Origin of the sequence: Caballeronia sordidicola (genome assembly GCF_000729995.1) — a bacterium.
Lineage (GTDB): Bacteria > Pseudomonadota > Gammaproteobacteria > Burkholderiales > Burkholderiaceae > Caballeronia > Caballeronia sordidicola_A.
Genome location: NZ_JNFG01000032.1, coordinates 1 through 21,591, shown reverse-complemented (window position 1 = coordinate 21,591; position 21,591 = coordinate 1). Strand labels below are relative to the sequence as shown.

The 21,591-nt window shown below is 60.5% G+C and carries 25 protein-coding genes; 11 read left to right on the top strand and 14 right to left on the bottom strand.

Annotation, left to right across the window (positions count from 1 at the left end; genetic code table 11):
* Positions 1–4: 4 nt before the first annotated feature.
* Complete coding sequence (locus FH08_RS0126515) at positions 5–1,414, bottom strand: sensor domain-containing diguanylate cyclase (RefSeq protein ID WP_200878793.1); 1,410 nt, start codon at positions 1,412–1,414, stop codon at positions 5–7.
* Positions 1,415–1,778: 364 nt separating this feature from the next.
* Here FH08_RS0126515 and FH08_RS0126505 point away from each other — a divergent pair, with 364 nt between their 5' ends.
* The 6 genes from FH08_RS0126505 (at position 1,779) to FH08_RS0126480 (ending at position 6,217) form a co-directional block, all read left to right on the top strand.
* The gene (locus tag FH08_RS0126505; RefSeq protein WP_031361261.1) at positions 1,779–2,282 is read left to right on the top strand and encodes a YbhB/YbcL family Raf kinase inhibitor-like protein; all 504 of its coding nucleotides are present in this window, start codon (positions 1,779–1,781) and stop codon (positions 2,280–2,282) included.
* 124 nt (positions 2,283–2,406) lie between these two features.
* On the top strand, positions 2,407–3,774 hold the full coding sequence (locus FH08_RS0126500) for an MFS transporter (protein ID WP_031361260.1): 1,368 nt from the start codon (positions 2,407–2,409) through the stop codon (positions 3,772–3,774).
* Positions 3,775–3,902: 128 nt separating this feature from the next.
* Positions 3,903–4,457 (top strand): type 1 glutamine amidotransferase domain-containing protein, encoded by a 555-nt coding sequence (locus FH08_RS0126495; RefSeq protein WP_031361259.1) that lies wholly within the window; start codon positions 3,903–3,905, stop codon positions 4,455–4,457.
* Positions 4,458–4,500: 43 nt separating this feature from the next.
* Entirely contained in the window at positions 4,501–5,181 is a 681-nt protein-coding gene (locus FH08_RS0126490) for a DUF4142 domain-containing protein (RefSeq protein WP_235210508.1), read from the top strand.
* A gap of 65 nt (positions 5,182–5,246) precedes the next feature.
* Entirely contained in the window at positions 5,247–5,534 is a 288-nt protein-coding gene (locus FH08_RS0126485) for a DUF1488 domain-containing protein (protein WP_081889584.1), read from the top strand.
* A gap of 77 nt (positions 5,535–5,611) precedes the next feature.
* Positions 5,612–6,217 (top strand): hypothetical protein, encoded by a 606-nt coding sequence (locus tag FH08_RS0126480; protein ID WP_031361256.1) that lies wholly within the window; start codon positions 5,612–5,614, stop codon positions 6,215–6,217.
* An 82-nt stretch (positions 6,218–6,299) separates the two neighbouring features.
* On the opposite strand, the gene FH08_RS0126475 is transcribed toward FH08_RS0126480, so the two are convergent.
* Positions 6,300–6,545: a hypothetical protein gene (locus FH08_RS0126475; RefSeq protein ID WP_031361255.1), complete on the bottom strand. Its 246-nt coding sequence runs from the start codon at positions 6,543–6,545 to the stop codon at positions 6,300–6,302.
* 235 nt (positions 6,546–6,780) lie between these two features.
* On the opposite strand from FH08_RS0126475, the gene FH08_RS0126470 reads away from it, so the two are divergent.
* Positions 6,781–7,233: a PA2169 family four-helix-bundle protein gene (locus tag FH08_RS0126470; RefSeq protein WP_031361254.1), complete on the top strand. Its 453-nt coding sequence runs from the start codon at positions 6,781–6,783 to the stop codon at positions 7,231–7,233.
* Positions 7,234–7,446: 213 nt separating this feature from the next.
* Here FH08_RS0126470 and FH08_RS0126465 read toward each other — a convergent pair whose 3' ends face one another.
* Both FH08_RS0126465 and FH08_RS0126460 read right to left on the bottom strand, forming a co-directional pair.
* Positions 7,447–7,764 (bottom strand): hypothetical protein, encoded by a 318-nt coding sequence (locus FH08_RS0126465; protein WP_031361253.1) that lies wholly within the window; start codon positions 7,762–7,764, stop codon positions 7,447–7,449.
* A gap of 201 nt (positions 7,765–7,965) precedes the next feature.
* The gene (locus FH08_RS0126460; protein WP_031361252.1) at positions 7,966–8,298 is read right to left on the bottom strand and encodes a BON domain-containing protein; all 333 of its coding nucleotides are present in this window, start codon (positions 8,296–8,298) and stop codon (positions 7,966–7,968) included.
* A 492-nt stretch (positions 8,299–8,790) separates the two neighbouring features.
* On the opposite strand from FH08_RS0126460, the gene FH08_RS0126455 reads away from it, so the two are divergent.
* Positions 8,791–10,275, top strand: a complete 1,485-nt coding sequence (locus FH08_RS0126455; protein WP_031361251.1) for an RNA polymerase factor sigma-54 — start codon at positions 8,791–8,793, stop codon at positions 10,273–10,275.
* 62 nt (positions 10,276–10,337) lie between these two features.
* On the opposite strand, the gene FH08_RS0126450 is transcribed toward FH08_RS0126455, so the two are convergent.
* From FH08_RS0126450 to FH08_RS0126400, 9 genes are all read right to left on the bottom strand, one after another.
* Positions 10,338–11,219, bottom strand: a complete 882-nt coding sequence (locus FH08_RS0126450) for a YihY/virulence factor BrkB family protein (protein WP_235210507.1) — start codon at positions 11,217–11,219, stop codon at positions 10,338–10,340.
* Between the two features lie 189 nt (positions 11,220–11,408).
* On the bottom strand, positions 11,409–11,765 hold the full coding sequence (locus FH08_RS0126445) for a hypothetical protein (RefSeq protein ID WP_035567204.1): 357 nt from the start codon (positions 11,763–11,765) through the stop codon (positions 11,409–11,411).
* A gap of 115 nt (positions 11,766–11,880) precedes the next feature.
* Positions 11,881–13,335: an alpha,alpha-trehalose-phosphate synthase (UDP-forming) gene (gene otsA, locus FH08_RS0126440; RefSeq protein ID WP_031361248.1), complete on the bottom strand. Its 1,455-nt coding sequence runs from the start codon at positions 13,333–13,335 to the stop codon at positions 11,881–11,883.
* A gap of 200 nt (positions 13,336–13,535) precedes the next feature.
* Positions 13,536–13,799 carry a hypothetical protein gene (locus tag FH08_RS0126430; RefSeq protein WP_031361247.1) on the bottom strand — a complete coding sequence of 88 codons (264 nt, stop codon included), beginning with the start codon at positions 13,797–13,799 and terminating at the stop codon, positions 13,536–13,538.
* 177 nt (positions 13,800–13,976) lie between these two features.
* On the bottom strand, positions 13,977–14,261 hold the full coding sequence (locus tag FH08_RS0126420) for a hypothetical protein (protein ID WP_235210506.1): 285 nt from the start codon (positions 14,259–14,261) through the stop codon (positions 13,977–13,979).
* A gap of 351 nt (positions 14,262–14,612) precedes the next feature.
* Positions 14,613–16,019: a sigma-54-dependent transcriptional regulator gene (locus FH08_RS0126415; protein ID WP_031361245.1), complete on the bottom strand. Its 1,407-nt coding sequence runs from the start codon at positions 16,017–16,019 to the stop codon at positions 14,613–14,615.
* A gap of 381 nt (positions 16,020–16,400) precedes the next feature.
* Positions 16,401–16,679 carry a hypothetical protein gene (locus tag FH08_RS0126410; protein WP_031361244.1) on the bottom strand — a complete coding sequence of 93 codons (279 nt, stop codon included), beginning with the start codon at positions 16,677–16,679 and terminating at the stop codon, positions 16,401–16,403.
* Between the two features lie 71 nt (positions 16,680–16,750).
* Complete coding sequence (locus FH08_RS0126405; RefSeq protein WP_031361243.1) at positions 16,751–17,068, bottom strand: DUF883 family protein; 318 nt, start codon at positions 17,066–17,068, stop codon at positions 16,751–16,753.
* A 74-nt stretch (positions 17,069–17,142) separates the two neighbouring features.
* Positions 17,143–17,475, bottom strand: coding sequence for a hypothetical protein (locus tag FH08_RS0126400; protein WP_051888564.1), 333 nt, complete (start codon positions 17,473–17,475; stop codon positions 17,143–17,145).
* A 488-nt stretch (positions 17,476–17,963) separates the two neighbouring features.
* On the opposite strand from FH08_RS0126400, the gene FH08_RS0126395 reads away from it, so the two are divergent.
* The 3 genes from FH08_RS0126395 (at position 17,964) to FH08_RS0126385 (ending at position 20,370) form a co-directional block, all read left to right on the top strand.
* Positions 17,964–19,034, top strand: a complete 1,071-nt coding sequence (locus FH08_RS0126395) for a sigma-54 interaction domain-containing protein (RefSeq protein WP_031361241.1) — start codon at positions 17,964–17,966, stop codon at positions 19,032–19,034.
* A 269-nt stretch (positions 19,035–19,303) separates the two neighbouring features.
* Positions 19,304–19,858, top strand: coding sequence for a hypothetical protein (locus tag FH08_RS0126390; protein WP_031361240.1), 555 nt, complete (start codon positions 19,304–19,306; stop codon positions 19,856–19,858).
* Positions 19,855–20,370, top strand: coding sequence for a hypothetical protein (locus FH08_RS0126385; protein WP_031361239.1), 516 nt, complete (start codon positions 19,855–19,857; stop codon positions 20,368–20,370). Before FH08_RS0126390 ends, FH08_RS0126385 begins: the two co-directional genes overlap by 4 nt.
* Positions 20,371–20,419: 49 nt before the next feature.
* Here the strand turns inward: FH08_RS0126385 and FH08_RS0126380 are convergent, their stop codons facing one another.
* Positions 20,420–21,451 carry an autotransporter outer membrane beta-barrel domain-containing protein gene (locus tag FH08_RS0126380; protein ID WP_075583381.1) on the bottom strand — a complete coding sequence of 344 codons (1,032 nt, stop codon included), beginning with the start codon at positions 21,449–21,451 and terminating at the stop codon, positions 20,420–20,422.
* Positions 21,452–21,591 lie beyond the last annotated feature (140 nt).

The following is a 21,591-nucleotide window of genomic DNA, read 5'->3' as shown; positions in this document are numbered from 1 at the left end:
GCACTCAGTCGGGCGGGCCGCCGTAATGTGCACGCTTTTCTGCGTACATGGCGGCGTCGGCACGTTGGAGCATGACCTCCAGCCGCTCGCCGTCCTGCGCGGTGGCTGCGCCCATCGCGAAGCTCAATGGCATGCCCGAGTAGAACTGGTTATTGACCTCGAGCAGTTGCCGGATGCTGTCGATCACTGCTGCGCCGCCGCGTTCGTCCATGCCAGGCAGGAGCAGCACGAACTCGTCGCCGCCAATGCGCGCGGCGTGGCTCGGCTTCTCCACCGCCTTGCCGAGCACTTCGCCCGCACGTCGCAATAACGCGTCGCCGGCCGCGTGACCGAGTTGATCGTTGACGGCTTTGAGACCGTTCACGTCCACGGCCACGGCCGTCACCGGGAACGGGCCCTTGCGCTCAAGCCGGTTCATTTCATCGATGTAAAACGAGCGGTTCTTGAGTTTGGTCAGCGCGTCGTGCTTGCCGAGAAACTCGAGGTACGCTTCCGCTTTCTTGCGCGCGGTGATGTCGGTGAGCGCGACGAGGACGAGATCCCAATTGGCTTCGTGCCCGGGAAACACCGAGAATTGCAGATGCACATGCAACTGCTGCCCCTCCAGCGAATAGTTGACGACCTCGCGCTGGTGAAACAGGCGGTTCTCCCATAGATCGATGAGCTGTTCCTGGAAATGGCCCACCATTTCGTCGCGGAAAACGTCGCCCAGGCGCGAGAGCAACGCCGCTTTATCCAGTGCGCCGAACATGGTCAGCGTGTGCTGATTCACGTCGAGCACGTGGATCTCCTGCATGCAACGCTCGATGAATTCCGGATGAACATTCGTAAATGTCCGGAAGTCGACAATGCCGCGTTCACGAATATCGTCCAGCAACGCCTTCACACTGCTGAAGTCTTCAACCCACAGCGAAACGGGCGAATGCTCGAACAGGCCGCGCGCATAAAGCTCACTTAGCGCGGCCTTGCGACGCACATCCTCCAGTTCGGTAATGTCTTCCACGGTCACCAGCACGCGGTCCCAGGTTGCTTCGTGGCCCGGCAGGATCACCGCTTTCAGCAATACGTCGAGCCGCTTGCCGTCGAGCGTGTAGTTCACCGTCTTGCTGACGAACGTCGATTTGCCGGACCATAGTTGCTCAAGTTCGTCTGCATGGGTGAGGAGCATGTCGTCGCGAAAAACGGCGCCCAGATTACTCACCAGATGGTCGATATCCTTCGCGCCGAACAGCGCGAGCGTGCGCCGGTTGACCTTGATCACCCGGATGCGCGACGAGCATTCGGCAATCCGGGTCAGGTCCTCGAGCAGGAAAGCGCGCAAGTCGACAATGCCCTGCGCGCGCCAGCCTTCGAACACCTCGCGCACGGCGCTGAAATCTTCGAGCCACAGCGAAACGGGCGCGAGGTCGAACATATCGGCATCGTCCGCCGGTACGTTCGATCCACTCGTCGATGCCGTCGCCACACTCTGCAAAACGCGCCCCTGGTTGTTCGGCATGTCCATCCTTTTCCGATAATCAAGCTTGATATGTTCCGGTTTCGCCATTTTATGCGCAGACGTGGCGGAAATAAGCTGAAAGGAATTAACCGGGGTAACGCAAACGTTTCGGCGTTGAGCAACAATGAAGGAGTTCAGGCATGGTTGCTGCACGAAAGCGTTGAAAGGGCCGCATGCGTTGCGGCCTCGACGCACCTGCGCAAATGGCTGAACGCCGGCAGGTGCCGGGATATCAAACTCCTCAAACGCCTTTAAACCTCATCAAAGGAGACACGTTCCCATGGCTGACTTTCGCATCTGGTCCGATGAATTCGCGGCCAACGGATATCTTTCGAAGAATCATGAGTTCGATCAGCAGGCATTCGGCGTAGACGGCGAAAACATCTCGCCCGCGCTGCAATGGGACGGCGTGCCGCCCGAGGCCAAGAGCCTCGCTCTCACCCTCTACGACCCGGACGCGCCCACCGGCAGCGGCTTCTGGCACTGGATCGTGGTGAATATCCCGGTGGACACCCGCTCGCTGCCGCAGAATGCCGGCAAGGCCGACGGCAGCCTGCTGCCTGCCGGCGCGCTGCAAATGCGCAACGACTATGGCACGGTCGGTTTCGGCGGCGCTGCGCCACCGCGCGGCGACAAACCGCACCGGTATATTTTCCGGATCCATGCGCTCAATGGGGATCACCTGTCGCTCGACGTCTCAGCGACCAACGCGGTCGCGCGTTTCATGGTGCATCTGAACGAAATCGATTCTGCTACCTACACCGGCCTGTATCAGTTGAAATAGGTGCCGGAACTCGGGGTGGTGGGCGCCGGATTGCCTGGCGCCGCGCCGCCCTCCGCGTTTTTCCAGTAACCCGTATGAAAGGCGCGAGCCTTACACTTCGCCGCTCCCCTCCTCTTCCCTATCGATGGACGCAGAACAAGGCCTTCCTCTTCCTCAACGCTATTGGGCCATCCTGGTCGTAGCACTCGGCATTACGCTCGCCGTGCTCGACGGCGCCATCGCCAACGTCGCACTTCCCACCATCGCCCGCAACCTGAACGCCAGTCCCGCCGACTCGATCTGGGTGGTCAACGCGTATCAGCTCGCCATCACGGTCTCGCTGCTGCCGCTCGCCTCACTAGGCGACCGGATCGGCTACCGGCGGGTGTACATGGCGGGACTCGCGCTGTTCACCATTGCATCGTTCGGCTGCGCGCTCTCCGGGTCGCTGACGTCGCTGGCGATTGCGCGGGTGATACAGGGGTTCGGCGCGGCGGGCATCATGAGCGTCAACACGGCGCTCGTGCGCATGATCTATCCCAACGAGCATCTTGGCCGCGGCGTCAGCATCAACGCCTCCGTGGTGGCGATCTCGTCGGTCATAGGGCCCACGATTGCCTCCGGCGTTCTGGCGATCGCAACGTGGCCGTGGCTCTTTGCGATCAACGTGCCGATCGGTATCGCAGCGTACGCCGCCGGATGGAAAGCGTTGCCGCGCACGCCGGGACACCGGCAACCTTACGATTATCTCAGCGCGCTGATGAACGCGGCGGTGTTCGGCCTCGCGATCACGGCTGTCGACGGGCTTGGTCACGGAGAACATCGTCAGTACGTGCTTGGCGAATTTCTTGTTGCCGGCATAGTCGGATACTTTTTCGTGCGGCGGCAACTGACGCAAGCCGCGCCGCTCCTGCCTATCGACCTGCTGCGAATCCCGGTGTTCGCGCTGTCCATTGTCACGTCCTTCTGCTCGTTCACCGCGCAGATGCTGACCTTCGTCTCGCTGCCGTTCCTGTTGCAGGACACGTTTGGCATGAGCCAGGTCCAGACCGGATTCCTGATGACGCCGTGGCCGCTGGTGATCGTATTCATCGCGCCACTCGCCGGCATGCTGTCCGACAAATATTCAGCGGGGGCGCTCGGTGGAATTGGGCTCGCCATCATGACACTCGGCTTGCTGCTGCTCGCGACGACCGGGGTACATCCCGCGCCCGTCGACATAGCGTGGCGCATGGCAGTGTGCGGCCTGGGCTTCGGTCTGTTCCAGTCGCCCAACAATCGCCAGATGCTGTCCTCGGCGCCGCGACATCGCAGCGGTGGCGCAAGCGGCATGCTCGGCACCGCACGGCTCTCGGGACAAACGCTCGGTGCGGCACTCGTCGCGTTGATCTTCGGCATTGCGCCGCAGCACGGCACGATCATTACGCTGTTCGTCGCGGCGGGCTTCGCAGCCGCAGCGGCCATGGTCAGCCTGATGCGCATTTCGCGCAGCAACACGCCTGCGACTGCCTGACGTTAGCCCATCCGGTGCTTTCAGACCGCCCTGCCTTACAGCCTTGTAGGCACACCCTTTGCTGACCTGAACAAACCTGGCTCCGACTCTCAGAGCCGGTTCGTTCAATGCACCAAGGAGCTTATTTCATGGCTGGTTCCCTCGCTGGTTACAAGGTCGCGATTCTCGCTGTCGATGGTTTCGAACAGGCCGAACTCGTCGAACCGCAAAAGGCACTGAAGGCAGCCGGCGCCCAAGTCCATGTGATCTCGCAAAAGCCGGGACAGATCCAGGGTTTCGTCCACACCGACAAGGGCGACAAGGTCAACGTCGACGCCACCTTCGACCAGACGCGTGCATCCGATTACGACGCTGTCGTGTTGCCGGGCGGCGTGGTCAACGGAGATGCAATCCGCGTCGACGCGAAGGCGCAAGACATCGTGAAGCAGTTCGACAAGGACGGTAAGCCTATCGCCGTAATCTGCCACGGCGGCTGGCTGCCGATCTCGGCGGGCATTATTTCCGGCCGCACGCTGACGAGCTGGCCGACGCTGCAGGACGATATTCGCAATGCCGGGGGCACCTGGGTCGATGAAGAAGTCCATCGCGATCGCAATCTCATCACGAGCCGCAAGCCGGACGATCTCCCTGCGTTCAACAAAGTCATCATCGAAGCGCTCAGCGAACGGAAGAAAGCGGCTTGATTGCCGGATTCCAGATTGTTTGCGATGGGCTACGGAGAACCGAATGACGAAATCGATGCCGACGAATACGCGCCAAGGCTTGAACGCTTTGCATGCTGCGAAGGCTCCACGATTGCCGCGGCGCAGTGCTGGCGTGATCGCTGCCCTCGCAGCGCTCACACTCACCGCAAGTTTTGTGTCGATGAACGCAAGCGCGCAAAACGACAATGTGGTGGCGCCGGCCCATGAGAACGGCGCCAGCGCCGCGTCTGCACCATTGGCCGCCGCGGACCCTCCCCACCCCGAATTGTCACCGGCCGATCAGCAGTTCGTGCAGGAAGCAGGCACGGCGGGCGCAACCGAAATCGCGGCCAGCAAGCTGGCGTTGACGAATTCGTCGGATGCGCAAGTCAAGAGCTTCGCGCAAAGGATGATCGCGGATCACACCCGGCTCGCGCGCAACCTCGATATTGTTGCGCAGCGGCAAGGCATCACGGCGGCGCCAAGCGCGGACGCGTCGGTGACGGGAAGCCTGGAGTCGTTGCATGGCGCGGACTTCGACAAGGCTTACATCGCACAGGTGGCTGTGGACGGGCATCGAAAGGCCGTCGCCGTCTTTAGCACCGAGAGCAAGGCCGGCGGTAACGCCCAGCTCAAAAATATTGCCGCCAGAGCGCTGCCTATCATCAAGCATCACTATGCAATCGCCCAGCAGCTCGCCAAACTCAAGGGCGTGACATCATGACGGCCGCCTCCGCTCCGCTCGCCTCATCCTTTCCGCCGTCTCGGCCAGCCTATGAGGACTCCACCATGCACATCCAGTTTCCCGACACTGCGCCCACCTACGACGGCGACGATTACGCCCTTCATTTCGTCGCGCTGATCGACGGCCAGCCAGTGGTGTGTTCCATTTCCGCCGAAGCGCTCGAGGATCATTTCGGCGCTGCGTCGGCACGGGAGGACGACCTGCTGCCGGCGTTCGAGCAGGGCCGCGCGAGGATCCGCTCGGTGTGCGCTGAAGCGCTTGACAGCAATGGCGGAGAGAGCGTTGTATTACGTAGCGGACTGTTCCGCGTGGCGGGCATGGAGCCGGAATGAGCGGCGCGTTCCATCCGTCATCGGTTCAATCGGTTCATCGACCGGTTCACTGAAATAAACGCTTCCCGGAGGTCCTCATGTCTCTGATCATTGCAGGACGGTTTCAAACCTTTCCTAAAGCCGAAGCCGCAGCCCAGCGTCTTTTTGCGGGCGGATTTCTCGAAGAAGATGTCACGCTCTTTTATGTCGCCCCAAGCGGCCAGCACGCACGGCTCGAGACGGGCGGCGACCACTATGCCGACGCAGGCGCGAAGGACGCAGGCAAGGGAGCGGGCAAAGGCGCCACGATCGGCGCGGTGATCGGTGCGATCGTCGGTGCAGGCATTTTTGTGTTGACCAAAGCGCCCTGGCTGGCCGCCGTGCTTGCTGCCGGAGCAGGCGCCTATGTCGGGTCGCTGTTCGGCGCCATGTCGCACGCAAAGTCCGGCAAGCGCCCGGCTGCCGATTCGACCACTTCCGAAAACCATGGCTCGGCTAACGCCCTCGATGCAAGGCATTCCGGCGTTGTCGTCGCGGTTCATGTTGGACCGGAATTGCAGGCGCAAGCAGCAGCCATTCTTCGCGATGCGGGCGGCATGGAAGTCGAGCGTGCATCGGGCCAATGGCGCAACGGCCGCTGGGCCGACTTCGATCCGGTCAAGCCACCGGAGCCGGTCCGGGAATTCGCGGCGCCGCGTGCGTAAGCTTGGGTAGTTCAGAGGTTGAAGTAAATCGGGCCGCTCCGTGAGCGGCCCGATTTACTTTGAATGTTCGGAACGCTACGAATTACACCCACAGTTGAATCCGTACCTTCGGCTGGACACCTGCGCCTCGCACGTCGTTCGCCGGCTCGCAACTCGCGCGCAGAGGACCATTTCTCAATGCTGACGTCGCTGGGTTGCACAGGGCTTCGTGCGTCGATTGCGCATCCGCCGCCGTGAGACTCTCATCACGATGCTGACGCACTTGCAGCACGAGTGCAGATGTGACGATTGCGACGAACACAAGATACTCGCGCGTATTAATGGTCATTGCTCCTCCGACATTCAATTTTGGGCGATCTATTAGCAAAGCACATGCCACTAATTGCCGCTGTTTTCCAGGAAGCGTTGGCGAGGTTGATGACACCCCGTTACCCCCGAAAACCATAGACCCTCTACGACGAAAGAGCGGGGTATCGGGCACAGCCGTTGCGTCTCTGCCTAGGACCGCGATTCGGGGAAACAAGGGATCGCGGGCCATCTTCGATTACTCTAAGGAGCAACATATGAGCACTAATATCGTATCGGTACTGAACGATCTGGTTGAAACGTCGAAGGACGGCGAAAAAGGTTTCCGCAAAGCCGCTGAAGACACCAAGGACGTCACCCTGAAGCAACTGTTTTCAGGCCGCGCCGAGGACTGTGCACGCGGTGCGCACGAGTTGCAGGATGTCGTGCAGCGGTTGGGCGGAAAGCCGGAAACCGGCGGCACGGTTGGTGGAGCGCTGCATCGCGGCTGGGTAGATATCAAGTCGGCTGTGACCCACCGTAGCGATCACGGGATCCTCGAGGAATGCGAGCGCGGGGAAGACGTTGCGAAGAAAAACTATCGTGACGCGCTGGATAAGGAATTGCCCGCGGATGTGCGCGCCGTGGTTGAGCGCCAATACCAGGGCGTTATCGAAAATCACGACCGCATTCGCGATCTGCGCGACCAATACGCCGCTGCCAAGCCGTAATTAATGGACGTTCGCTGAAAGCAAGCCGGTGCGCCGAAAGGTGCACCGGCTTTTTTACATTCGCGCGTATAAATTCGCACAACCCTTCGGCATCCTCAATGGTTTTCATATTCGTCAAACCAACAAACGGAAACTAAAAAACCCGCCGGCTGCTGCCGCAGCCAGCGGGTTCTTGCGGGTATCTTTCAACCCGCGGACCAAAGACAACGCAGCTTATTGCGGCTGGCCCTTGTCGTTTGTGCCCAGCGCGGATGCCGCCGCCGCAGCCGAGGCGCCCTTGAGGTGCATAGCCTTATCCTGCTTGTGCAAGTTCGTTCCGTGCGTGCCCTTCTTGCTCATGCCCATGCTTCCAGAAGCGGCCATACCGCCTTCCGTAGGCGCCGCAGTAGCACCAGCGTGCCCACCTACTTCACTCGCGCCCGCACCGGCCGTCGGCCCACCTGACGAGCCTCCGGCTGATTGGGCCAGCACCGGGCCGGAGAGCGCAAAAGCGAACGCACCGAGCAAAGCGAACTTTTTCGTTTGAGTCATGAAAATCTCCTTTTCCCTGGGGAACCGGTTCAACGCGATTGAGCGAAGACCAGACCCGTTATGAGTGATTGACACCATTCAACATCCATATATATCGGACTTCTTACTAATTACTGCGTAAAACCGCGCTGCGAGCAACAAGATACCCACCAGATACAAACAGAACTGGCAGCGAGCACGCTGCCAGTTCCGAACCCACCCTTACTCTACGATCTTCAGGTGGTTGCGCACCGATGCCACGCCGTCCACCTTCGAAACCACGTCTTCCGCGCCGCTCTTGTCGTCAGCGGTGGGCACCGTACCCGTCAGCGACACAATGCCCGCACGCGTCTTAACGTGGATATGCGTGGACTTCACGTTCGTCGCACCAAGCAATTCCGCCTTGACCTTGGTCGTGATTGCCGAGTCATCGACCTTTGTACCAATCGACGTGGAGGCGCCTGTCGCCATCGTGGCGGCTTGTGCACTGACGTTAAGCGCAAACACGACACACGCGATACTGCCGGCTGCCTTCAGGATTTGGGTCGATTTCATCTTTACGCTCCTTCTAGTTGATTTAAAAAACTGCGGCGTTACCGCTGTCTTGTTTGAGCCAGGCCGCCTCGTACGGCCGCAGCTTGTTTGCTGCAAAGCCCCGCTCGTCTTCTTACAAGCAGCGCCGAAGACGCCACGAGTAGTGATACGTCAGACGCAAGGAGCGTGCCGCACCGGCCGTAGCAATCGGCAAACATGACGTCGAAAGACGTCTTGAAACGATACCCGGCAACGCCGCTGCGCTGTTTTGTCCATACGATGTTTACCCACGACGTAAGGTCCGAAGCGCCTCTCTTTAACCGCAGTGCTTTTGCTCGTGCACGTGTAAAAAGTGCGTGCATTTGCCGGCTGATCGAGCGCCCGGACGTGCCTTCCACAAACGAAAATCGTATTGATAGCTAGCGCTCACGCGCCCGGCAGCTCACATGGCATGACTGTTGCTCTTAAGGACCCACGCAAGACGAAAGTCCCAACACAAAGGAACAACACGCAATGCCGCCTTCCCTCGAACTACGCACCAAGCAAAGTCTTGCGCTCACGCCGCGCCTTCAGCAATCGGTGCGTCTGCTGCAGCTTTCATCGCTTGAGTTTCAGCAGGAATTGCGCAACGCGCTTGATACGAATCCGTTCCTCGAATACGACGAGACGCAAGCGGAAGACAACGCGCTGTCTACTGACAATGGCAACTCCATGGCCGACACGCCTGCCGCCGTTGATCAGAACGCCCCCGTCGATGCTCCCATGAGCGCTGAGAGTAACGCCGACACATCGGACAACAGCGACTCGCAATCACATGAGGACTCGATGAACGAGTTTTCATCCGATCCGTTCGGCCGGACTTCGACGCGCAATAACGGCGATGGTGAAGGCTCCGACCCGGCCGACTGGGTTCGCATTGAACCCTCGCTGCATGAAACGCTGCACGACACGCTGCGCCTCTATCCCATCAACGATCGCGACCGGGCAGTGGCGCAACTCATCATCGAAGCACTCGATGATGATGGGTATCTGCGTCAGGATGTGCAGGAACTGTCGGAGCTCGTGGATATCGAGCCGGCGTTGTCTACGGATGAGCTGAATATCGCTTTGAAGCTCGTGCAATCGCTCGACAAACCCGGCGTCGGCGCGCGTAACCTGTCCGAATGTTTGTCATTGCAACTCGTCGCGTTGGACGCGGAAACGCCAGGACGCGAAGTCGCGCTGGAGATCGTTACGCATCATCTCGAGCGGCTCGCGCGGCGTGAGCAGGCCGAGTTGCAAAAGAAGATTGGCTGCAGCGCGGACGAACTGCGCATTGCCTGTGCGCTCGTGCGCAAGCTCGACCCCAAGCCGGGCGCGAACTATGGCGCAGCGGAAGACAACTATGTGGTGCCCGACGTGATCGTGCGCCAGGTCAAGAAGAACTGGGTAGTGACGATTAACCCTGCCGTGCTGCCCCGTGCACGTATTCACCGCATGTATGCCGAGCTGTTCGCGCAGTCCGCGGGCGCAAGCCGCTCGCCGCTGGCGCAGCAACTACAGGAAGCGCGCTGGCTGATCCGCAACGCGCAGCAACGCTTCACGACCATCCAGCGTGTGGCGGAATGCATCGTGACGCATCAGAAGGCGTTCTTCGACTATGGTGAAATTGCGTTGAAGCCGCTGGTACTGCGCGATGTCGCCGACGAACTTGAACTTCATGAGTCCACTATCTCCCGTGCGACGGGCAACAAGTACATGTCCACGCCGCGAGGCATCTTCGAGTTCAAGCACTTCTTCCCGCGCGAACTCAGCACCGAAAGCGGCGGTACCTGTTCGGCTGCCGCGGTGCGTGCGCTCCTGAAGGAAATGATCGCGAAGGAGAGCAGCAGCGAGCCGCTGTCCGATGTGAGCCTTGCGAAAATGCTGGCAGACCAGGGCGTGATCGTGGCGCGCCGGACGGTGGCGAAGTATCGCCATTTGATGAAGGTGCCGCCTGCGGAATTACGTCGCGGTTGAAGCAAACGCTCCAGCTTGCTGGCTGCAAAAAAACGCCCCTCGCCTATTTCCAGGGGCGTTTTTTATCGCCAGCCGGAATTTCGTTGCGTGCGTCTGCGGGCGACCATTGCCGACACTTCCGCGCCCAGCAGGAACACCGCCGCCGAGTAGTACAACCACATCAGGATGATCGCAAGCGAGCCCGCCGCGCCGAACATATTCGCCGTGCCCGCGTGCTGTAGATAAAACGCAAAAAGCCGTTTCCCTGCTTCGAACAACAAGGCTGCGGTCAAAGCACCGAGCGCGGCGTCGCGCCATTGCATGCGCGCGCTGGGCAGGAATTTGAGCAGCACCGCGAACGCGAACACCATCATCAGCAGGGAAATTGCCCGCTGCGCTATCGCCGCGATCAGGAAGGACGGCCCGCTCGTGCCCAGCACCCATTGACCGACCAGAACCACGAGGGCATCGAGTACGAGCAACGCGATAATCAATACGGCCGCGCCCAGGACGAACGCGAAGGAAATCGCGCGGACCCGCAGAATGGCAATGATGCTGGCCCGAGTGCCCGTGATGGGCGCGGGCCAGATCACGTTGAGCGCGGTATAGAGCGACGAAAAGGTCGCCGAGGCTCCGACCAGCACGCCCACGCCCGACACGATCGCCGTGCGCGTCGCGATGTCCGCGTGCCAGGCATTGGCGACGATTGCTTCCAGCCCGTGCGCAGCGTCGGTACCCACGATTCCGGCGATTTCGCCGAACAGACGCCCCTGGACCGCATCCGCGCCAAAAAAGACGCTCGCCACGGCGATGATGATCACCAGCGTCGGCGCCAGCGAGAAAGCCGCGAAAAACGCGATCGCAGCAGAAAACATCAGCCCGTGGTCCTGCGACCACTGGACGACCGGGTCCTGGATCCACGACCAGACGGACTTCAGTCTTTGGTCTCTTGCTGCTGTGTTCAAGGTAAGGCGCTCCCGCAAGTTTTGCTTTTTGCGATGGTAGCGCGGATTTGAGGTTTGGCTGTTGCATGAAAATTGGTGCGAGTTGGTGTTAAATAGTGTCGCCTTATTGCTTAGTATTTCTTATTATTGTTTTTGAACACAAAACGGCGCGCCCTGACGGGCGCGCCGTTTTGGAGCGCTTGCCTTGGGCTAAACGTCTTCGTCAGCTTCGTCACCGTCCGGGTCGGCGGTTTCGTCGTCTATCGCCCGCGTCTCGTCCACTCCATCCGGCAGGATGTCCGAGTCGGGCTGCAGATTGTTGTCACCATCGGCGGACGCCATCTCGCCCGTTCCATACCGGTCCGTGTCGCTGTTCAGCTCCGCTGCGGACTGGCCGATCGCGTGCGCATCGAGTTCGTCCTCGATATCGCCCGGATAACGCTTTTCGCCCTGCACGTCAGAGCCGCTATCGGACGAATCGCTTGGGCCCAATGCGCCGGTCCCATGTCCCTTGCCTACCTCCACGCCGCCTTCTTCATCCGGGTCCAATGTGCTTCCACTCATGATCACCTCCTGATGAACGTCTCAACCACCGCGCAAGTCCTGTTCCGCGCTCATCGATTCCACCAACAAAAAGCCCCGCGGCGGTTTATCGGCGCGGGGCTGAATTTGTCGGAAGATTTTAACTTGATACTTGACTCGATACACGCGCCGGCCGTTTCGCCTCCGTGACCTGGCGCACCGCTTTCTTCGTCATCGATGCAGCTGTGGTCACGCTGCGCAGATCGGTCAGGAACGCGTCGCGCCACACCGATAGATTGTTCTCACGCAACGGCGCCATCATGTCCGTATGACGTGCCTGGCGCTCGGCGAGAGGCATCGACAACGCCCGCTCCAATGCCTCGGACATCTGCGACAGGTCGAACGGATTGACAACCAGCGCGCCCGGCAACTGATCCGCCGCGCCTGCAAACTGCGATAGCACGAGCGCGCCCGGGTCGGCCGGATCCTGCGACGCCACATATTCCTTCGCCACGAGATTCATCCCGTCGCGCAATGGCGTGACGTAGCCGACCTGCGACAAGCGGAACAACGCCATGAGCAAACTACGATCGTACTTGCGGTTCAAATACTGGATCGGCGTCCAGTCGAGCTGCGCAAAACGGCCGTTGATACGCCCAGCCTCCCCTTCCAGGTTCTGGCGGATGCGCTGGTATGTCTGGACGTCGGAACGCGTTGGCGGTGCAATCTGCACCATCGATACCCGCCCATGCCATCCCGGCGCATGCAGCAACAAACGTTCGAATGCCTGGAAACGCTCAGCGAGCCCTTTCGAATAATCGAGCCGGTCCACGCTCATGATCAGCTTGCGGCCGCGCAGACTGTCGCGCAGGCTCTTCACCGGTTTACGATTCGAAAATTGCTCGGCGGTCTTTGCAATGGCGTCCGGATAGATGCCGATGGGATAGGCTCCGACCTTCAACATGCGCCCGTGCGCCTGCAGCATCCCGTCTTCACTGAGATGCCCCAAGTGCCCGCGCTCGATGTAATCGACAAACGACTGTTTGTCCGACTCCGTCTGGAATCCGACGACGTCGTAGCTGCACATCGCCTTGATCAGCTCTTCGTGCGGCGGCACCGTCCGCAGGATTTCGGGTACCGGAAACGGTATATGCAGGAAAAACCCGATGGGGTTCGTGATGCCCGCCGCCCGGCATTCCTGCGCAAACGGAAGCAAATGATAGTCGTGCACCCAGATGATGTCGTCGGGTTCGAGCAGCGGCTTGAGCTGTTTGGCCAGCGCCTCGTTCACCCGTGCGTAACCGGCGTATTCCTCACGGTCAAATCGCGACAGGTCGTTGCGGTAATGAAATGTCGGCCACAACGTGGCATTGGAAAAGCCGCGGTAGTACTGGTCGTAATCGCGCCGGGTCAGCCCGACGGTCGCATACGTCACGTTGCCGCGCTTCTCGATGACCGGCGCCGAGGCCTCACCCACAATCTCGCCGCTCCAGCCGAACCACACACCGCCTGTCTCCTTCAGCGCGTCCAGAACGCCGATCGCCAAACCGCCCGCAGCAGGTTTGCCTTCCTGGATCGGCGCGACACGATTCGATACCACGATCAATCTGCTCATTACTGCTTCACCTCATCAGTTGTCGTTGCTCGTTCGAATTGATCGACATAGCAACGCAAGACACGTGCCGTTTTTACATTTTGGAAAATAAAAATTGTGTATAAATGTGACAGGCGAACAAAAACACGCGGCCATCATGCTTTGCGCAGAAGATTTTGATGGTGGCGCGCGTTGCGCAATCGGGCGGCTTCAAACCCAATTCAGGCGTCTTGCTCCGACCCGAGATCCCGCTGGTAATCGAGCCCTTCTTTCCGGATGCCACCCTGGTTATGGTCACCGTCCGGCGGAACGCCCGGCGCCGGGCGGTTCTGCGCGGCCGGGTCATGCGACGAATGCAGGTTGCCGGGACTGGCCGGATCGGCCGGGACAGCAGCGGCCTCGGGTGGAGTCATCTTGGCTGGATCAGGCCGCGGCTCACGCTTCGATGAATGGCGTGCTGAACGACGGAGTGCGGGGTGCCTCATGGGTGCCTCCAGAAAGAAGGCCGTCGGAGAAGTGTTCGGCGGCGAATACGATAACCAACCAACAAAATCCGGCAAGAACAACCGGACTCAGCGCGTCTATCCGGTCATTCTTGCTTAACACGTTGTAATGCTTACAGCGGCGATGAAATATGTTCAATGGCCCGCTAACCAGCGGTTTCAATGCAATTTGTCCGAGACATGCGGCGTTTCGTTCGGCCCCGGAGGCGGATCGCCGATCGGCTGACTCGGCGGTGACGGCGGCTCGCGCGTCGGGTCCGGAATCGTGTCCGGCGGCTCTTGCGGTGACGGAGGAGGCGGCGGGTCGGGATTAAATGGCGGGTCAGGCGGCTGCGGTGTCTGCGCGTGGACCGGCATCAAATGCGGCGATCGTGAAACACGCAACACCTGCCATACGTGCAGTACGTTCCGGGATTGGCGTTGAAGCGGGGTGAGATCGGTCATGGCGGGCTCCCTGGATCTTATGATGATGACACTCGTTCGGATCAGGTGCAGCGAAGACGCAAGCGCGAGTGCAGCGCGGGCGCAGCGGCCGATCCGGCCAAGGACTCTCGAACCGGGCACTTGTGTGGGCGAGGTACCGCATCGCCCGCGAGCCCAGCCATTCGGTCGCAGCAAGGGCCATGCCCCGGGTGCCGGGTGCCTCTCCCAATCCACCAAGGGCTTTCAAACATTATCGGCGCTGCGTTCGCGCTTACCAAAGAAAATCGCCCGTCCAAAGCGGACATCTTTCGAAGTCCCAATGACACGGGCGTCTCACTCATCCACTACTTTCTACCGCGATAAACGCAAGGCTCAGGAACGGCCCGCGCCGGCATCACCCACTTCGCTGGCTTCGCTTATAGCTGCCTTGTTGGCGGCGTCATCGCCATATTCAACCAGCCGGTTGTAGAGCGTCTTCAGGCTGATGCCAAGAATCTCCGCTGCACGTGTCTTCACACCGCCGCATTGCTCGAGCGTGGCGAGGATCAACTGGCGATCCGCATCGGCAAGCGACGTGCCGAATGGAATCGTGACAGCCGTTCCCGCCGATGGCTTCGCTAGCGAGATCTGCAGCGGCACGGTCGCGGTGCTGTCCGACTCGGCGCCCGACATGATGTACGCGCGCTGCACGTAGTTCTTAAGCTCCCGCACATTACCCGGCCACGGATACGACGCGAGCATGTCGCGCACAGCAGCCGGGAACGTCTTCTTGGTGTTGTAGCGTGAGTTGAGCTCGTCGAGGAACGCCTGGCCCAGCAAGTCGACGTCCGTGCCGCGATCACGCAAAGGCGGCAGGTTGATCGGGAACACGTTGAGCCGGTGATACAAGTCGAGCCGCAGCTTGCCTTCGAGCACTGCCTGCTCCGGATCACGATTGGTAGCAGCAATCAGGCGTACGTCGGTCTCCAGTTCTTTCGTTGTGCCCACCCGCATGAACATGCCGGTCTCGAGCACGCGCAGGAGCTTCACCTGCAATTCGATCGGCATTTCGGTGATTTCATCGAGGAACAGCGTGCCGCCGTTCGCGCGTTCGAAATAACCCTTGTGCTGACGGTCAGCGCCGGTGAAAGAACCGCGCTCATGCCCGAACATCTCGGACTCGATCAGGTTCGGCGAAATCGCTCCGCAGTTCACGGCAATAAACGAATGCTTGCGGCGCAGGCTCAACTCGTGAAGCGTCTGCGCGGCGACTTCCTTGCCGGTACCCGACTCACCGATCAGCAATACCGACGCCGCCGTAGGCGCCACCCGGCCGATCTGATCGTAGACCGTTTGCATGGCGGGCGAATTGCCGAGCATCAAGCCAAAACGGCCCATGCGACGCAGCTCGCCGCGCAAGGTGCCAATCTCCGCCTTCAGGTCGCCAGGACGCGGCAGGCGGCTCAGGATCGCCTTGACGCGCTGCATGTTGATAGGCTTGACGAGGTAATCGGTTGCGCCCATCTTGAGCGCGCTGACCGCCGACTCCACCGTCGCGTGTCCGGTGATGACGATGATTTCCACGCCGGATCGGGGATCGAGGTCCTCGAACAGATCGACGCCCGAACCATCAGGCAATTTAAGGTCAGTGAATACGACATCCGGCGTCTGGCGCACAAGCTGAATCCGCGCTTCGCGCAGATCGCCCGCAGTCGCTGTGGTCAGTCCGTCTTCGCCGATGATCGCGGCTAGTGCCTCGCGGGTACTGGGATCGTCATCGACAATCAATACATGTGGCATGCGTCTCGAATTTATCCAAAGTGTTGAGGGTCACGCGGCGCAGGAAGCGTCGCGGAGGTCTCTGGGACGGTGCAATGAAAGCAGGTCGCCGCCAGGCCGAATGCGCACCAAGAGAAAATCAAGTACGCAGAAAGATGAAAGTCTTTCCGGTTTCACCAATGGCGCCTGATTGCATCGCGCAATTATTGCCATATAGCGAACTTATTGCTGTGAGTTAATCGATTATAAGGCTTTATCAAGGTGAAACGCACACCGGAGCGTGCGTTGCAAATAGTCTCTTGAGTAAGCTCTTGCCGCATGGACGTGATGCTCCGGGTCGCGGGTTGAGAATGCGCAATGGACCCGGCGCGTCCGTTTCGCTGTTGCGCTATCAGCTATGCATCAGCTATGCGGGAAATTCCAAGCGTCCGGTGTACTGCCTAGCGCGCCATTACCGACACCGTTCGACAGCTTGGCCGGCGCCGCGGGCGTAACAGACGAAGCAGCCGAAGCAGCCGAAGCGCTTGCCGGCGTAACGACTTTGCCGCCCTCGTCTTCCCAACGGTGCAGCTCGCGGGCACCCCGTTTTGAAGCGTCGCGCTGTGCTTGCGCCCATCGCCAGGCGAGGACGCTGCCGATCGCGAACAACGCACCGAACAGGCCGAATTTGGGTCGTGCCATTGTGATTACTCCGTTTGTCTGTCGCGATTGAAGTGGTTATAGCGGTTGAAGTGGTTACGACGGTCGCGCGGTTATCGCGAAACCAGAATGCCCGCCAGGAAGCCGATGCCCGCAGCAATGCCAAGCGCTTGCCACGGGTTGTCGCGCGTGTATTGCACGGTGCCATCCAGACTAGCGCGATACCGCTCCTGCGCATTGGATTGCGCTGTTTCAAGCGCATTGCGCGCTGCATCTACGTGATCCCGCAAACGCGTACGCAACGCATCCACACCTTCCGCGGGCAACGTCGCGCTAAGCCGTACAAGTTCTTCCGAATCGTTCAGCAAGACCTTGATGTCTTCGATGATCTTTTGCTTGCCCAGGGACATCTGGACTGTGGTTTGACTCATGTTATGAAACCCCTTGCCAATAACTGATACGTCTGATGAATGTGCCGCCGAACGTGGCAGCTCCTGCGCCCGCATCACGATGCACCGGTATTGAATGGCGCCTGGTGTTCCGAACGGCGCAGTCGCATCGCGCGTAGCATGGCGCCAAGCATAAGCCCGCCGCCGAGTGCTGCAAACACGGCACTCGTGACGCTCGCTGCCCGCGTGAGCGTCGGCGTGCCGGCTGCGCAAGCCATGACCACGCACATCAGCGCAGTCACCAGCGCGACGGCGGCCCAGTGATAAAGGTTGATCGGCTCGATCGCCAGGAGTTCCGGACGCTCGGCCGCTCGCTGAGGCGCGCGAGCCCGGCGGACCGGGCGCAGGCGCGCTTGCGCGTGGATGTCGAAATGAAGGGAATCGTCCATGGTTTGGTGCCGGAACCCGGCCTTTCGTTTTGCAGATGCCACCCTATGCGCAGATTTCGTGCCATCCCGATCAAGACACATGGCGTTATGGCAATTACCATCGATTGGGTGAAAGCGCTGGGACTCCGGCACGGGTTGAACGCGTAACAATTACGCCCGCGCAGGTAATTTCCTGGCGATATCGGTGAAGCTTTCCGGCCCGCGGCCGGTGTTTTCAATTCGTGTGTAGATTCATCTATTTAATTGCGTTGCAAAGGCCAAAGCCCATGCAAAGCACATTGGCGCTAAGTCGTTTCGGATGGTTAAATACGGGTTATGAGATAAGCCGCATGCAAGCACCGGTTCCCGAAATGACGAGGCTGGTGCCCGTCGAACGATGCTTCGCCCACCCGAGCGGCAGTCACAACGGGCCTGCCATTCGACTGGCGGTGACCGCCTCGTCTTCCCCCGAGCTGTCGCCCGAATAACATTTGCAGGACAAAAGACTCATGGCGTCAATCGATCTGGACTCGCCGGCCGTCGCCTCCGGCGACACGCCTTCGCAAAAAAAACGCAACGCTGGTGAAATCGCCGGCCTGAAATCGTATGGACTTCTGTACGGTTCATCGCCCGTGATGATGGAGCTCTACTCGCAGATTGAACGCGTGGCCGCAACCGATGCCACCGCCTTGATCATCGGCGAATCGGGGACCGGCAAGGAACTGATTGCCCGCACGATCCACGATCAGAGCGCTCGCCGCGAAGCCCCGTTCGTCGCCGTGAATTGCGGTGCGATCCCCGATAACCTCATCGAACCCGAACTCTTCGGCCACGAGAAAGGCAGCTTCACGGGCGCCGTGCAGGGACGCCTCGGATACTTCGAGCATGCAAACGGCGGCACGCTGTTCCTCGACGAGGTGACCGAGATGTCGCCGGTCCGACAGGTCAAGTTACTGCGCGCGCTTGAAACAGGCACGTTCTTCCGCGTGGGCGGCAGCGACCTGATTCACTCCGATGTCCGCGTGATCGCGGCGACCAATCGCGACCCTATCGTGGCGGTGAGGGAGCACGGCTTGCGAGAGGACTTGATGTATCGCCTCGCTGTGTTTCCCCTGCGCGCGCCGCCTCTGCGTGAACGCGATACCGACCGTGAATATCTCGCGCAGCACTTCCTTTCCGAGATGAACGCGCAAGAAGGGACGAACAAGTCCTTCAGCAAACGCGCGCTCGACATGCTGCGCACGTACTCATGGCCGGGCAATGTGCGTGAGTTGAAGAACACCGTGTATCGCGCGTTCATCCTGGCTGAGAAGACCGTGGAGATCGCGCATCCGCACCTGGCATCGCGGGTTAAAAAGCCGGTCACGCAGGGCGATGCGATGAACGTGTGGGTCGGCACGCCGCTCGCCGATGCTCAAAAGCAAATCATTCTCGGCACGCTCAAGCATTGCGGAGGAGACAAGCGGCGCGCCGCCAAGGCGCTCGGCGTAAGCCTCAAGACGCTGTACAACCGCCTCGGCACTTATGAAAACGAAAGCGGCGATGGGGACTCGTCAACGCCGACAGGCGCGGACAGCTAGATCTCCTCAGGTTGATGAAGTCGATGGAGTCGATGGATCCCGATGCGACTCATCGACTCATTCGCACGTCAGACTGTCACGGCTAGTTTTCATTTTGCGCACCACGTTCCCCGCATTTGCAATTTCTTGCAAATTTCTTTGCCCTTCATTTCGCTGCGTACTTCAAAATGCGCGGGCGCTCCGATTGCTTAGTGTTCCTTCAGTGCCCGCACAAGCAAGCCGGTGGCCGTTATCGAAAGAATAAAGAAAGGCGAGGAAGGAACAGCACCATGCAGAAATTGATTCACCGGCGTCCCCCGAACGCCGTCGCACTGGCAACGCTCCTGGCCGGAGCGCTCGCATGCTCCGCGCTTTCAGGATGCAGCTCACTTTATAGCGAAGGCGCCGTGGCAGGCGCGGGTATTGGCGGCGCCGCGATCGCTGGCGCCGTGACGCGCAACGCCGCGGTCGCAACCGGCATTGGCCTTGGCGCCGTTGCCGCCGCCAAGGCGGGCGTGCAGTACAGCGAGCGCGTGATGCACACCTATACGCAGGACAGGATCGCTGGCGCGGCCGGACCGCTCGCCGTCGGCGCTGTGGCGCCGTGGTTTGCGGTGCATAGCGTACCCATCGAGCCGGACGAGAAAGGCCGCGTGACGGTAAGCCGGACCATCAGCACCGGAACGCTCGACTGCAAGGAGATCGTATTCTCCGTCGATACCGATGCCACCAAGGATCAGCCGGCGGACAGCGGTTTCTATGTTGCGTCCATCTGCCGTGACGGCCAGGTCTGGAAGTGGGCGTCGGCGGAACCCGCCACGCCGCGCTGGGGTGCGCTGCAATGAAGCCCGGCCTCAGTTTGATGCTCGCGACCGGCGTGGCTGCGAGCTGCGTCTTTCTCAGCGGCTGCGGGTCGATTGGTGCGGCAGCCGGCGCGGCGGCGGGCATATCCACGGGCGTGGTGACGACTAACCCGGCGATCGGGTTCGGCGTGGGTATCGCGGTCCAGGCCGCGACCGACGAAGCCGTCGCGCGTCTGATGAAACGCCTGCACAGCGACCAGCAGATCGCCATTGCGACCACCGCGGGCGATCTCCCTATCGGCGATACGAAACCGTGGCGGGTAAAGCACACGCTGCCGGTGGAGAACGGTCACGGTGACGTCCGCGTATTGCGCGAGTTCAGCAGCGCGCTGGCGACCTGCCGCGAGTTCGCGTTCTCGGTCGTGGACGGCGACAAGCCGGATGCGCATCAGGACTGGTTCCTCGCGCAGGCCTGCAAGGGTAATGACGATAGCGGCGGCTGGAAGTGGGCATCGGCGGAACCGGCTGTCGAGCGCTGGGGCAATCTGCAATAGTGGTTGAGGGTTCGCTGTGCGTTGCCGTGCATCGATGCTCAAAGGCGCTTCACCAGCGCCAGCGCACGCTGGCGTCCCCACCCACCGTCTCGCGGTGCGCGCCGCTTGCGTTCATTGCGTAGTGCACGCTCACGAAGACGCTGCCGCGCGCACTCAGGTTCACGGCAAGCCCGGCTGCAATATCAGCAATCGTCGATGATGATTGCGCCGGGATGTCGGTCGTACCGTCGAAGGTTACGTGGCTCGTGGCATTGAAGTAGCGCCAGAGATTCACGCCTGCATACGGTCGCCAGGTCGCGCCCAGTCCTTGAATCCGCCCCGTCAAGCGCACGCCGAGGCGGGCTGCGACGGCGTTGGGGTTAGTGAAGGCGACGTTCGAAATGCCGTCGTTGAGATCATCGATGGCCACGTGTTGCCAGATCACTTGCGCCTGCGGTTCAATGCTCAGGCCTGCGGTCAGGGGCAACGGCAAGCCGGCCTCGATGGAACCCGCTATCGACCGGCCATGGGTGGTCGGGCTGACGCCGTCGTTCGACGATGGTTTGATCGTCAATGTGCTACCGATCACGATGGTGTCGGTGTACCAGCTACCCGCGCCGATATGCGTCCAGTAAGCGCCAATGCTCCCGGCATCGATACTCAGGCTGCCCACCTGCACGGCCGGCATGCCGAGCGCGAAACCGCTGACATCGCCTGATGCATGCGCTACACCGAGCAGAAATCCATAGTGGTTCCGTTGCCCGTCGGCGTTGGTATCGGCATAGAGATCCTGACCGATTTGCATGCCCCCGATCGCGCCGTTGAAATGCGGATCGACGCCCGAGTCGCTGCTTGTGATCGTCCGATTGCCCCAGACACGGCTCCACGCCGCACGTAGCGCGCCCGTCTCGTTTAGCTGCGATTGCTCGCCCGAGCGGTCTTGAAAAGTACCGATCTGCTGAATGCCGAGTTCGCGCGTCAGCGATGAAATCTCTGCATAGAGCGGTACCTCGATTCGATAGAGCGGCGTCGGGTCGGCCAGGAGCGGTGGCGTCACGGGCGGTGGCGTCACGGGCGGTGGTGTAACGGGCGGTGGTGTCACGGGTGGTGGTGTCACAGGCGGTGGTGTCACAGGCGGGGGGTTTCTCTTTTTAACATCTCCGCGCCCCCCGGGCGGGCTCCCCTTTCGTATTTCCGCTTCTTCTTTTAAAAAAAAAAAAACACATATGTAGCTGGTGTGAT